This is a genomic window from Microvirga calopogonii (genome assembly GCF_003347665.1).
Taxonomy (GTDB): Bacteria; Pseudomonadota; Alphaproteobacteria; order Rhizobiales; family Beijerinckiaceae; genus Microvirga; species Microvirga calopogonii.
On sequence record NZ_QDGA01000004.1, the window covers coordinates 191,818 to 203,828 of the forward strand.

9 protein-coding genes are annotated in these 12,011 nt (G+C 59.9%); 7 read left to right on the forward strand and 2 right to left on the reverse strand.

The window, feature by feature from the left end; genetic code table 11:
* Window positions 1-413 precede the first annotated feature (413 nt).
* The 6 genes from DDF70_RS06625 (at window position 414) to DDF70_RS06650 (ending at window position 7,880) form a co-directional block, all read left to right on the forward strand.
* Complete coding sequence (locus DDF70_RS06625) at window positions 414-1,730, forward strand: ABC transporter substrate-binding protein (RefSeq protein ID WP_114944072.1); 1,317 nt, start codon at window positions 414-416, stop codon at window positions 1,728-1,730.
* Window positions 1,731-1,920: 190 nt separating this feature from the next.
* On the forward strand, window positions 1,921-2,721 hold the full coding sequence (locus DDF70_RS06630) for a carbohydrate ABC transporter permease (RefSeq protein ID WP_245435394.1): 801 nt from the start codon (window positions 1,921-1,923) through the stop codon (window positions 2,719-2,721).
* A 9-nt stretch (window positions 2,722-2,730) separates the two neighbouring features.
* Entirely contained in the window at window positions 2,731-3,552 is an 822-nt protein-coding gene (locus tag DDF70_RS06635; RefSeq protein WP_114944074.1) for a carbohydrate ABC transporter permease, read from the forward strand.
* Window positions 3,553-3,565: 13 nt separating this feature from the next.
* A complete protein-coding gene (locus DDF70_RS06640) occupies window positions 3,566-4,699 on the forward strand; it encodes an ABC transporter ATP-binding protein (RefSeq protein WP_114944075.1) in 1,134 nt (377 codons plus the stop codon).
* 20 nt (window positions 4,700-4,719) lie between these two features.
* Complete coding sequence (locus DDF70_RS06645; RefSeq protein WP_114944076.1) at window positions 4,720-6,402, forward strand: GMC family oxidoreductase; 1,683 nt, start codon at window positions 4,720-4,722, stop codon at window positions 6,400-6,402.
* A complete protein-coding gene (locus DDF70_RS06650; protein WP_114944077.1) occupies window positions 6,399-7,880 on the forward strand; it encodes a mannitol dehydrogenase family protein in 1,482 nt (493 codons plus the stop codon). The genes DDF70_RS06645 and DDF70_RS06650 overlap by 4 nt, the downstream gene beginning before the upstream one ends.
* Window positions 7,881-7,992: 112 nt before the next feature.
* Here DDF70_RS06650 and DDF70_RS06655 read toward each other — a convergent pair whose 3' ends face one another.
* Both DDF70_RS06655 and DDF70_RS06660 read right to left on the reverse strand, forming a co-directional pair.
* Window positions 7,993-9,030, reverse strand: a complete 1,038-nt coding sequence (locus DDF70_RS06655; RefSeq protein ID WP_114944078.1) for an NAD(P)-dependent alcohol dehydrogenase — start codon at window positions 9,028-9,030, stop codon at window positions 7,993-7,995.
* 101 nt (window positions 9,031-9,131) lie between these two features.
* The gene (locus tag DDF70_RS06660) at window positions 9,132-10,181 is read right to left on the reverse strand and encodes a S8 family serine peptidase (RefSeq protein ID WP_205772402.1); all 1,050 of its coding nucleotides are present in this window, start codon (window positions 10,179-10,181) and stop codon (window positions 9,132-9,134) included.
* A 1,282-nt stretch (window positions 10,182-11,463) separates the two neighbouring features.
* Between DDF70_RS06660 and DDF70_RS06665 the strand changes: the two genes are divergently transcribed.
* The gene (locus tag DDF70_RS06665) at window positions 11,464-11,868 is read left to right on the forward strand and encodes a DUF1236 domain-containing protein (RefSeq protein WP_114944080.1); all 405 of its coding nucleotides are present in this window, start codon (window positions 11,464-11,466) and stop codon (window positions 11,866-11,868) included.
* The last annotated feature ends 143 nt before the right edge of the window (window positions 11,869-12,011 follow it).

Below are 12,011 nucleotides of genomic sequence, written 5' to 3' on the forward strand. Positions count from 1 at the left end.
CCATAGCGGCTAGAGCATTGGACGGCGCATCGTGCGGAAAACCGGGTCCCCTTTTCGCGGACGCGGCCCTCCGGGTCCGCACGATGCGCTAAGGCCTTCGCTGAAAGCAATGATATAGGCTCCATTCCGCATTTCAAACGATCAGAGCGCGAAATTCGATGCTGTTGCTTTGGCTTCGATGAAGGCACGGTTGTTCAGTGGCGGCTCTATCTAGGCGGGCTGAAGATGACGGCAAGATCTCTCAGGAGGTAAATCACATATTGTAAGCAAATAAGCAAAATCCATCATCAATATTGATGCCAACACCAGTAAACCTAGGTTGGCTCGAGTAATTGACTGGCATTGGCTGCTGTGAGAGCATCCATTCTTAACAATTAAAGATAATCCAAAACAGCTTCCGTTGGGAGGAAACGATGCAGTTGAGGCAGCTTACGCTATTGTCTGCAATGGGTTGGATTGCGGGTACGGGTCTGGCATTGGCTCAGGGCCAGACCTTGACGATTGCCACGGTCAATAACGCCGACATGATCATCATGCAGCGGCTGTCTCCCAAGTGGGAGCAGGCGACGGGCAACAAGTTGAACTGGGTGGTGCTTGAAGAAAACGTGCTGCGTCAGCGCGCGACCACCGACATCGCCACCAAGGGCGGGCAGTTCGACATCATCACGATCGGTTCCTACGAGGCACCGATCTGGGGCAAGCAGAATTGGCTCGTTCCCCTTAATGATCTCGGCGCCGACTATGATTATGCCGACATTATTCCGTCTGTGATGAACGGCCTGTCGTATGACGGCAAGCTTTACGCTGTTCCATTCTATGCTGAAAGCTCCTTCACGTTCTATCGCAAAGATCTGTTCGATCAGGCCGGCATCAAAATGCCCGACAAGCCTACTTACGACCAGATCGCCGAATATGCGGCCAAGCTGACCGACAAGTCGAAGGAGCAATATGGCTTCTGCCAGCGCGGCAAGCCGGGCTGGGGCGAGAACATGGCCTTCATCGGCCCGATGGTGAATGCCTTCGGCGGACGCTGGTTCAACGAGAAATGGGAGCCGCAGCTCACCTCTGAGCCCTGGAAGAAGGCGATCAACTACTACGTCAAGAACATGCGGGAATATGGGCCTCCGGGCGCAACGGCGAACGGGCACAACGAAAACCGCGCCCTGTTCGCGACCGGGCATTGCGCCATGTGGGTCGACGCCACATCGGCGGCGGGCTACATTTACAATCCGAAGGAAAGCCAGGTTGCGGACAAGACGGATTTCACGGCCGCACCCGTGGAGGTCACGAGCAACGGATCTGGCTGGTTCTGGGCGTGGGCGCTCGGCATTCCGGCGTCCTCGAAGAAGGTCGATGCGGCGAAGTCCTTCGTGAAATGGGCGACCTCGAAAGACTACATCACCCTGGTTGGCAATGAAGTCGGCTGGGTCGCTGCGCCTCCCGGTACGCGCAAATCGACCTACGACAATCCCGAGTACCAGAAGGCGGCGCCCTTCGCGAAGGTGGTCTACGAGGCGGTGTCGAGTGCGGATATCACCAAGCCGACGAAGGATCCCGTGCCCTATATCGGCATTCAATACGTCGCCATCCCCGAGTTCCAGGGCATCGGCACGGCCGTCGGGCAGCAGATTGCGGCGGCCTTGGCCGGTCAGACGACAGTGGACCAGGCACTCGAGACGGCGCAACGCTCCACGGAGCGCACGATGAAGCAGGCAGGCTATCCGAAATAAGCCGATCGCCATGCAGCCGGCGGGCTTGATCGTCCGCCGGTTGCTCTCTCCAGTGTGAGCAACCGAGATGGCGAGCACCACCACGACCGTTCCTGCCCCTGCCAGCGTGGCTCCTACCGGGGGGCGCAGTCAGCGCAATGTGAGAACGCTGCCCCTGATCGCGCCCTCGGTGGTCATCCTGTTTCTTTGGATGATCGTGCCGCTGGTGATGACGCTGTGGTTCTCGTTCCAGTACTACAACCTGCTGGATCCTTCGGTTGGCGGGTTTGCGGGATTCGAGAATTACACGTTTCTTCTGACCGATCCGTCCCTCTGGACGGCGATGATCAACACGCTGTTCCTGGTCTTCTGGGTGCTGGTGATCACGGTCGGGTTGGGAACGCTTCTCGCCGTCCTGTTCGATCAGGATTTCTACGGCCGGAGCATCGCACGCCTGCTCGCAATCGCTCCATTCTTCGTCATGCCGACCGTAAGCGCCCTGATCTGGAAGAACATGCTGATGCATCCGGTCAACGGGCTCTTCGCCTTCTTTGCCCGCTCGCTCGGCTTGCCGGCCATCGACTTCTTCGGAAGCTTTCCCCTGACCTCCGTCATTATCATCGTCGCGTGGCAGTGGCTGCCCTTCGCCCTGCTGATCCTGCTCACGGCAATTCAGTCGCTCGACAGCGAGCAGAAGGAAGCTGCACGCATGGACGGCGCGGGCCCCTTCTCGATGTTCTTTTTCATCATCCTGCCCCATCTCGGTCGGGCCATCAGCGTCGTCATCATGATCGAGACGATTTTCCTGCTCTCTGTGTTCGCCGAGATCTACGTCACGACCTCCGGCGGCCCCGGCCTCGCCTCGACCAACCTGGCCTTCCTGATCTATCTGCGCGCCCTGCGCGAATATGATGTGGGTGGTGCCTCGGCCGCCGGCGTGATCGCCGTGATTCTCGCCAACATCGTGGCGATCTTCCTCGTCCGCTCGATTGCCAAGAACATCGCCGATTGAGGTTGAGCCATGCACCCGAAAACCCGCGAGAAGCTCATCCTCACCGTGGTCGGGTGGTTCGCCGCCGGGCTGATCTTCTTCCCGATCTTCTGGATGATCCTGACGAGCTTCAAGCCCGAGGTGGAGGCGATTGCAACGCCGCCGAAGCTCTTCTTCAGCCCGACGCTCGAAAACTATGTGACTGTGCGCGAGCGGGCCGACTACATCCACTTCGCCATCAACAGCATCGTCATCTCCGTCGGGGCCACGCTTCTGGCGACGCTGATTGCGGTTCCTGCCGCCTATGCCATGGCATTCTTCCCGGGAAAACGGACGAAAGACCTGCTGCTTTGGATGCTGTCGACCAAGATGATGCCCGCCGTAGGCGTCCTGATCCCGATCTATCTCCTCTTCCGCGATATCGGCGCCATCGATACCCGCTGGGGCCTCACCGCAGTCTATACGCTTATGAACCTGCCGATCGTGGTGTGGATGCTCTACACCTTCTTCAAGGAGGTGCCGAAGGACATCCTCGAGGCCGGGCGCATGGACGGAGCCAAACCGAAGCAGGAGGTCTGGATGCTCCTTCTGCCCCTCTCGCTGCCCGGCATCGCATCGACGGCGCTCCTCTCCATCATCCTGTGCTGGAATGAGGCTTTCTGGAGCCTGAACCTCACGACGTCCGAGGCAGCGCCGCTGACCACGTTCATCGCCTCGTTCTCCGCGCCTGAAGGGTTGTTCTGGGCCAAGCTATCCGCCGCTTCGACGATCGCCATCGCACCCATCCTGGTTTTCGGCTGGATGAGCCAGCGCCAGCTCGTGCGTGGCCTGACCTTCGGTGCTGTCAAGTAACGGGAAGTTCAACATGTCGACAGTCGTCCTCAAAGGCATTGAGAAGAGTTACGGGGCCGTGCAGGTTATCAAGGGCGTTGATCTCTCCATCGACGACCGGGAATTTTGCGTCTTTGTCGGGCCTTCCGGATGCGGGAAGTCGACTCTCCTCAGAATGATCGCGGGTCTTGAGGAGATTACGGAGGGCGATCTACTCATCGATGGCCAGCGCGTCAACGACGTGCCGCCATCGGAGCGCGGCCTCGCCATGGTGTTCCAGTCCTACGCCCTCTATCCGCATATGTCTGTTGCGGACAATATGGGCTTCTCACTTCGCCTCGCAGGTGTTCCTAAAGAGGAGAGGCGTGCCAAGGTGGCGGAAGCAGCACGCATCCTGCACTTGGATAAGCTCCTCGACCGCAAGCCGAAGGAACTGTCCGGCGGCCAGCGGCAGCGCGTGGCCATCGGCCGCGCCATCGTGCGTAAGCCAAAGGTCTTTCTCTTCGACGAACCGTTGTCCAATCTCGATGCGGCTTTGCGCGTTCAGATGCGTATCGAGCTGGCTCGCCTGCACGATGAATTGGCCGCAACCATGATCTATGTCACCCACGATCAGGTCGAGGCCATGACGATGGCGGATAAGATCGTGGTGCTGCAGGGAGGCATCGTCGAGCAGGCCGGAACGCCACTGGAGCTTTATCATCATCCACGGAATCTTTTCGTGGCGGGGTTCATCGGCAGCCCGAAGATGAATTTTCTTCCTGCGACAGTCACGGCGGTAACGGATGTGGCCACCAGCATCCAGCTCGCGGGCGGCGCTAACCTCGCCGTTCCTGTGCGTCCCGGTGGCCAGAAAGTCGGAGAGGCGGTGACGCTCGGCGTTCGGCCTGAGCACATGCGACTGGCTGGGGAGGGAGAGATCACCGGCGAGGTGATGGTCGTCGAGCGTCTTGGTGGTGAAACATTCCTCTATACCCAGCTCAACGACGGCACGATGCTGATTGTCCAGGCGGATGGAGAGATCCCAACAAACGTGCACGAGCGCATCGCCATCAAGCTCGACCCGGCGACATGCCATCTCTTCGACGGTGACGGCATTGCAATCGAGCGCGTGCAGCGGCATCCGCTTGCCAATCTGCGTCGGCTGCCGACCCGTAAGGCAAGCTGACTCTAACTCAGAGGCAAGCCATGGCCTCGAAGCGCTTCGACTATATCGTTGTCGGCGGAGGCAGTTCAGGATGCGTCGTGGCAGGCCGGCTCGTCGCCGAGCATGATGCCCGCGTGCTGCTCGTTGAAGCGGGCCCCCGAAGGGTGAGCCCGATCCTCGCGATGCCGGCGGGATACATGAAGTTCCTCGCCCGGGATACCTATCTCACCATGCACCACGTTCTTCCGCAGCAGCAGCTCGGGGGCCGCGCACCCATCGTGCCGCAGGCCAAAGTTCTGGGCGGTGGAAGCACTGTCAACGCTATGGTCTATATCCGCGGGCAGGCTCAGGATTACGATGATTGGGACGAAGCTCTGGGTGGCGCCGGGTGGAGCTACAAGGATCTTCTGCCTCATTTCATCCGGCAGGAGGGCAACGATCACCTGGGCGCGCCCTATCATGGCGTCCGCGGCCCCTTGAAGGTGTCGCACCTGGGACAGCACTCCGCGATGAGCCGCGCCTTCGTGCAGGCAATGCAGGAGTTGGGCATCCCCTACAATGCCGACTTTAACGGAGCTCGACAAAGCGGTGTCGGTTTCATGCAGCACACGATTGACTGGGCCACACGTCGCCGGTGCAGTGCAGTCGACGCGTTTCTCCAGCCCGTCATCTCTCATCCGAAGCTGACCGTTATCACGGAGACGCTTGCCACGGGGATCCGCATTGAGAAGAGCCGCGCAACCGGGGTGGATCTTCTCGGGCCGACAGGGCCTGAAACCGTCTTCGCCGACGCGGAAGTGATCCTCGCGGCCGGGACGTACATGACGCCGAAGCTTTTGATGCTCTCCGGCATCGGCCCGCCTGATGAGCTGTCGCGGCATGGTATAAGGACTTGTGCCGACTTGCCCGGTGTCGGTCAGAACCTGCAGGATCATCATGAAGTTCCCGTCGTTGCCACGACCTCCGGGGCGTTCGGCTATTTCGGCCAGGACCGTGGCCTTGCGATGTTGAGCAATGGATTGCAGTACATGCTTTTCAGATCGGGTGCCGTTACCACCACTGGCGTCGAGGCGTGCGCTTTTATCGACCCCGACGGGAGAGAGCGGCCGACGATCCAGCTCTATTGTGTCCCAACCGTCTACCTTGACCGCGATGTCTCGGGTGTCGAACCCACTCACGGAGTCACGCTGAACCCCTGCCTGCTACGCCCGAAGGCGCGGGGCTCCGTGCGGCTCGCGTCTTCCGACCCGGCTGCGCTTCCATTGGTGGATCCGCAATTCTTTGGAGATCCAGACGATCTTCGCTTGACTATCGGGGCCTTGCGATATGCCCGCGAGGTACTCGCGACAGAGCCGGTTCGTGGCATGGTCGAGCGGGAGATCTTTCCGGGAAAAGAGGTCGCTTCGGATGAGGCTATTGCCGCTCACTGTCGTAAGACGGTGAAAACCAACTACCATCCGGTCGGAACGTGCCGCATGGGTAGAGAGAGCGATCCTCATGCCGTTGTGACGCCAGAGCTTGCCGTCCGAGGCATCGAGGGTTTGAGGATCGTCGACGCCTCCATCATGCCAACCATTCCCAGCGGCAACACGAACGCGTCAGTGCTGGCCATTGCCGACAAGGCGGTCGACGTCATCATCGGACATGCTCGCATGAATCGTGAAACGGAATATGCTTCGTCGAACCACGTGTCTCCTATATCCGATCAGGTCTATCCGTCATGAGCCAGAGCTTGAATCTCGCCAACCTTGCGAATCTGCCGTCCGGTGTTGCCAAACCTCGCTACGGTCGCGGGGAGCTGAAGGCCGGTATCCTGCATGTCGGCGTCGGAAATTTTCACCGCGCCCATCAGGCCGTGTACTTGGACGACCTCTTCAATGCCGGCAAAGATCTCGATTGGGCTCTCATTGGTGCCGGCATCCGTATCGGCGACAGAGCGATGCGACAGGCGCTGGAGCCGCAGGATTGGCTCACCACGGTGGTGGAACTCGAGCCAGGCGCGAATATCGCGCGTGTGACGGGCGCCATGGTGGACTTCGTGCCCGTCAACGAGGATGGGACTGCCATCGTCACTGCCCTTGACGATCCGGCACTGCGAATCGTGTCCTTGACCGTCACGGAGGGCGGCTATTGCATCGATCCGGCAACAGGATCGTTCAATCCGGACCATCCCGATATCGTTTACGATGCCGCTCACATGAATGCCCCCAAGGGTGTGTTCGGTGTCCTCCTGGCGGCTTTGAAGCGCCGTCACGACGCGGGCAAGGCGCCCTTTACCGTGATGTCGTGCGATAATATTCCACATAATGGACAGGTCGCGAGAGATGCGGTAGCCGGCCTTGCGGATCTCGTGGATCCTGCCCTGGCGGCGTATGTGCGCGAGCAGGTGGCCTTTCCCAACAGCATGGTCGACCGCATCACGCCGGCGACAACCGACCGCGAGCGCACCATCTTGGCCGAGCGCTTCGGTATAAAGGACAATTGGCCCGTTTTCTGCGAGCCCTTCCGCCAATGGGTTCTGGAAGACAAATTCCCGACAGGTCGTCCAGCCCTGGAGGACGTCGGCGTCACCTTCACGCCGCATGTGGCAGCCTTCGAGTTGATGAAGCTTCGAATCCTCAACGGAGGACACGCCACCATCGCGTATCCGGCAGGATTATTGGGCATTCATTTTGTCCATGATGCTATGGCGGATCCGCTGGTGCGAGGATTTCTGGACAAGCTGGAGGTCGAAGAGATCATTCCCTGCGTACCGCCCGTGCCCGGCGTCGATCTTCGCGAGTATTACCAGTTGATCGCCCGTCGCTTCGCTAATCCTGATGTGGGAGACACGATCCCCCGGCTCGCTCAGGATGGGTCGAACCGCCAGCCCAAGTTCATTCTTCCATCGACGCGGGATCGCCTGAAGGCAGGAGCTGATGTAACGGGTCTTGCGCTCGAATCCGCCCTATGGTGCCGCTATTGCGCAGGAACGACCGATACAGGCGAGGCCTTCAGGCTCGATGATCCCAATGCGAGCCGCCTGACGCCTGCCGCCTTGGCCGCGAAGGATAATCCGGCGTCCTTCCTCGACCTCCGGGACATCTTCGGTGATATCGCCGACGCACCGCAGTTTCGGTCTCGCTTCGAGACCTCGTTGAGCAGCCTCTGGCGCGACGGAACCCGCGCCACTTTGCAACGCTACCTGAGCGGAAACATCTAGAGCATCGGACCCAAAAGTGGATTTTCACTTTTGGGTCCGATGCTCATCTATTCATTGGCGCATCGCTTTGGCGGAAAGCCGGGGCCACTTTTCCGCGCGACGCGCTAAGCCTTCACATAGGCATATCGATCTGCACCTTTACGGAGGCGGGCGGCATCGCCTTGGCGAAGTCGAAGGCTTCGATGCTGTCCTTGAATGCGAAGCGGTCGGTGATCAGGGGTTTCACGTCGATCTTGCCCGAAGCGATCATGGCGATCGCCCGCGGGTACACGTGGGCGTAGCGGAAGATGCTTTCGACCCGCGCCTCCTTCACCTGAGCCTTGCTGACGTCGAAAGGAAAGGGCTCGAGGGGGATGCCGACCAGGGCCACTTTCCCGCCAGGGCAGACGAGGTCGAAGATCTGGGCCATGGCAGGCGGATAGCCCGAGCATTCGAAAATGACGTCCGCGCCCCAATCGTCGCTCTCGCGTTTGACGACGTCGAGAAGATTCTGATTCCTAACATTGACTGGGATCACGGGACCCAGCGAACGCGCCAGGGCGAGTTTAGGCTCGTGAATGTCACTCACGATGACACGCGAACAACCGGCGGCTAAAGCCGCCAGAATCGTGACCATCCCAATCGGGCCTGCGCCGATGACGACAGCCAGATCGCCCGGCTGCACCTGCACCTTGGTGGCGGCGTGGACTCCCACCGCCAGAGGCTCGACCATGGCGCCTTCTGCATAGGAAATGTGATCCGGAAGTTTGAACGTGAAATCCGCCGGATGGACGACCGTTGGCCGCAACACGCCATGTACGGGCGGTGTTGCCCAGAACCGCACGGACGGATCGAGATTGTACTTGCCCAGGCGCGTCGCGCGGCTTGCCGGATCGGGAATTCCGGGCTCCATGCAGACGCGGTCTCCCGCCTTGAATTCCCACACGGCCGAACCAACCTCGACAACCTGACCGGCGGCCTCGTGCCCGAGGATCATAGGCTCCTTGACCACGAACGGCCCGATGGCTCCATGGGTATAATAGTGGACATCGCTGCCACAGACGCCGACCGTTCGGAGAGCGATTCTGAGATCCCGAGGGCCCAAAGTTTCCGCGACGGAAATATCGCGCAAACTGAGCTCATCCTTGCGCTCCAGTACCAGAGCTTCCATGACTCACTCTCCTCTACGGGAGGATATCCTGCCTGATCCTGTCGGCGCTGCATAGCACCGGCTGGCAGAGCTGAAGAGAGCAAACGAGTGCGCAAAGCCAGTTAAGGCAGGTCGACACTCTGTCCCGTCGCCGAGTGTGCGACCGGCGTCTCCTTCGGGCGAGGTGCGCAGAGATTTGCGGCCTGCAGCAATCCATACCCGTAGGTCTTGTCGCGGCCCGGCGCGCCGAGATCGAGGGTGTTGCTCTCCAGGGTTGCCTGAAGATCCGTCGCGTCTAATGAAGCGCTCGATGCAGTGAGGATCGCTGCCGCGGCCGTCACGAACGGGACCGCGTAGGATGTGCCGCTCTTGACGGTGCTGCCGCCCGATGAGGCAACCCATAAATCCACTCCGGGAGCGGCGATATCGATGTATTCGCCCTGCGTTGCCCGGGAATAGACGGCAAGCTTCTTGTCCACGGCAGTAACGGCAATCACGCCCGGATAGGCGGCCGGATAGGATGGCTCCGCACCTGCGCCGTTGTTGCCTGCCGCGGCAATGATGATCATGCCTTTCTCTTGGGCAGAAGCAATCGCTCGCTTCAGAACTTCGTTGGTTGGACCAGAAAGGCTCATGTTGACGACGCGCACGTTGCGTTCGGCCAGAGCTTCCAGAGCCCCGACGAGCGTGACCACGTCGGTCCGATCCGCTGTACCACCGTCCCGATAGAATGCCTCCACAGCCAACAGGCGCCCGTCGGGAAGAAGTCCGGGGTTGCTGCTGCCGCTTCTGCCGACAAGGATGGCGGCTATTGCCGTGCCGTGATCCTGGTGAGACGGACTGCCGCGAAGTTCGAGGCCTGAAAGGATCTCGATCGATTGTCCTTTCAGCGATTCATGATCGCGATTGATTCTTGTATCGATCAGCCCGATTGTCGGGGTAGGGCCGCATCGCTGCGAAGCGGATGTGTTCCAGCCCACGAGCGAAACTGCTTCGCAGTTTGGCCCCGTACAGTCCGCCGGTCCCTCGTCGGTGTAATAGTAATGATCGAAATCCACCGTAGCGCTCGCATCGACAACGTGGATCCTCCGCTGTGCCTCGTCGAGGGAAACTCCACGCGGTGGGATGAGCTGAACGACGCTCGCGAGCCTTCCGGTCGTCTGTTTTTCCATCCTGAAGCCTTGTGCGCTCAATTGGGCCAGACTGGCTGAACTCAGGCCAATTGCGACAACCGAGCGTTCGGCGCGAACGGGCTTGGGGAGAGTTCGTTCGACCATTGCTGCGGGCAGCTGCGGATTGGCAGCCTGCAGCCTGTTTGATGTCGGGGCGTTCTTGTTTGTGGGAGCCGCCTGCTCCTTGTTCTTCTGACCCGTACGCGAAGGCGATGCCTTCGATCGCTCGCTGTTCGATGCGGTTTTGGCATTGGCGGCGGTTTTACGGGCTTTCGATTTTTCCACGGGAGGAGCCTGTGGGGTCAGCGGCCGGAGGCCTTCCGCGATCGCTCCAAAGAGAGCCGACAACCCGCCGGTTGCGGCAGGGGGCGATTGGCTCGCGCCGGAAGTCCGGCCCAACGCTTTTCCATTGTCGGCCCCTTTCCCTTGCCCGGCTGAATTGCCGCGGTTGGAGGAATCCCCCTGGCCCGATGAGTTCCCGGAACTTGAGGCCGCTCCCTGACCGGATGCATTGCTGGAAGGGCCCGAACCGCTTTGTCCGGCATTTCCGTTCCCGCCGCCGCGGCCATTTCCATTGCTTGCTCCACCCCCGCTGCCATTCCCCTGACCGTTACCATTGTTTCCGGCGTTACCTGGACCTTCGCTCCTGCCTGAATTGCCGTTGTCCCCGGAGTTACCCTTCCCGCCCGAGTTGCCGTTTCCATTGCCTCCGCCATTTGCGTTTCCGTTCCCGCCGCCGTTCCCATTCCCACCCCCATTGTTGCCATCCTTGGCAATGGCGGGCGTGCTTCCTAAGGAGAGAGAGCTGGCCGTGGTGAGCTCGATCTGGAGCTTCGGCGGGCACATGAGAGCGAGGCACGATGCAGCAATGAGGAGATGGCGCTGTCTTGATTTCATCGAAACGCTCACCTTCGCCGCGGAGTATCCGTCGCAACCTTCAGGGACGGATTTGGGGTAGCGGATCCAACACGCAATAACGGCCAAGGCACCGTGTTGGTTTCATAAACAATACCGGGTCCATGGCTTTCAAGCCAGAGGGAATTCTCATGAAGCTCCCGAGGAGTATAAACTTGAAATGATGTCAAATTGCGGCCTTTGATGAACATAAGATGAATAACAGCAAGGTGTGTTCGAAGTATGCAAGGTGCGCTTCTCATATTCGCTCCTTAGCATAGACCAAGGATGGTCTCAGTAAGCTGAGGTTTGTTGTGAAACTACTTGGTGGATGACGCGTTGTCGGTTGCCGGGTGCGAATCCCGAACGTTCAATCAGGAGTAAGATCATGTCGAAGAAGTTCCTTCTCGCTGCTACCGTTCTCGCCGCTCTTGCGCCTGCCGCCGCCTTCGCTCAGGGTGGCGCTGCGGCCGGTGCTGCGACTGGTGCGGTGGGCGGCGCAATCGTCGGCGGTCCGGTCGGCGCGGCCGTTGGTGGTGTGACAGGCGCTATCGTGGGCGGTATCGCCGACCAGCAGCAGCCGGAATTCCGCCAGTACGTCACGACTCAGTCCGTCCCGTCCTACACCTACAAGGAAGAAGTGCGTGTGGGTGCGGTTCTGCCCGAGTCCGGAGTGACCTATTACGAGGTTCCGGCCCAGTACAAGGTGAAGGGCTACAAGTACACGGTGGTGAACAACACCCCCGTGCTGGTCGAGCCGAGCACCCATAAGATCGTGCAGGTCATCCGCTAAAGCGCATCAGTCCTCCGGACTCAACGATGGGCGGCCGCTGGGCCGCCCATTTTTGTATCTGAGTGCTGCAAATATTCCCCACTTGAGATTGGAATAAAGCGACTAGGTTCTCCGTTATGAGGCAAAGAGGTCATGCGGAGCAG

What these genes read in the sequence shown, in the direction of transcription:
- DDF70_RS06625 (WP_114944072.1), top strand. Translation starts at nt 414, where the DNA reads ATGCAGTTGAGGCAGCTTACGCTATTGTCTGCAATGGGTTGGATTGCG.
- DDF70_RS06630 (WP_245435394.1), top strand. Translation starts at nt 1,921, where the DNA reads ATGATCGTGCCGCTGGTGATGACGCTGTGGTTCTCGTTCCAGTACTAC.
- DDF70_RS06635 (WP_114944074.1), top strand. Translation starts at nt 2,731, where the DNA reads ATGCACCCGAAAACCCGCGAGAAGCTCATCCTCACCGTGGTCGGGTGG.
- DDF70_RS06640 (WP_114944075.1), top strand. Translation starts at nt 3,566, where the DNA reads ATGTCGACAGTCGTCCTCAAAGGCATTGAGAAGAGTTACGGGGCCGTG.
- DDF70_RS06645 (WP_114944076.1), top strand. Translation starts at nt 4,720, where the DNA reads ATGGCCTCGAAGCGCTTCGACTATATCGTTGTCGGCGGAGGCAGTTCA.
- DDF70_RS06650 (WP_114944077.1), top strand. Translation starts at nt 6,399, where the DNA reads ATGAGCCAGAGCTTGAATCTCGCCAACCTTGCGAATCTGCCGTCCGGT.
- DDF70_RS06655 (WP_114944078.1), bottom strand. Translation starts at nt 9,030, where the DNA reads ATGGAAGCTCTGGTACTGGAGCGCAAGGATGAGCTCAGTTTGCGCGAT.
- DDF70_RS06660 (WP_205772402.1), bottom strand. Translation starts at nt 10,181, where the DNA reads ATGGAAAAACAGACGACCGGAAGGCTCGCGAGCGTCGTTCAGCTCATC.
- DDF70_RS06665 (WP_114944080.1), top strand. Translation starts at nt 11,464, where the DNA reads ATGTCGAAGAAGTTCCTTCTCGCTGCTACCGTTCTCGCCGCTCTTGCG.